General features: G+C 35.0%; 1 protein-coding gene. It reads left to right on the top strand.

Annotated features, from left to right (window positions below):
- Nucleotides 1-78: 78 nt before the first annotated feature.
- A partial coding sequence (locus tag BCT81_RS28145; RefSeq protein WP_102426572.1) for an HIT family protein occupies nucleotides 79-523 on the top strand: 445 nt, incomplete at its 3' end.

Below are 523 nucleotides of genomic sequence, written 5' to 3'. Positions count from 1 at the left end.
CTTTTCTACAGTTTCTTCATCGCAATATTGAATCTTATATACTATAGTTAGATTCTTAATCAAAGCGAGAAGACTATAATGAAAAATGTCGATGCATTAGAAAAATTTCAATGCAAGTTTTGCGTTAATGAACTGAAGTTATACGATACGGGAGTTTGGACTTGGTCTTTACGTCCTGATCAACCGACGCTTGGTTCTAGCATTATATCATTAAACCGACATGCTCAATGTTTATCCAGTATCAACGCTGATGAGATGGGAGAGTTGGCTGAGTTGATAAAAGTTGTTGAAGGGACATTAAAAGCTTCATTCAATTACGATATTTTGAATTATCTTATGCTAATGATGGTTGATAACCATGTTCACTATCATGTTATTCCTCGTTATGAGATTGTGCGAGACTTTGGAGGTGTTCTTTGGGTTGATAACGGTTGGCCGCAACTACCTGTAATATCTGACTGCCAATATAAAGACGATAAATTAATGCTAAATTCAATTTATAATACTTTGAAGGATAACCCTG

Origin of the sequence: Vibrio sp. 10N.261.52.A1, assembly GCF_002876325.1 — a bacterium.
Classification (GTDB): Bacteria; Pseudomonadota; Gammaproteobacteria; order Enterobacterales; family Vibrionaceae; genus Vibrio; species Vibrio chagasii.
The sequence above is the reverse complement of the archived record's forward strand: the minus strand, read 5'-3'. Positions and strand labels throughout refer to the sequence as shown.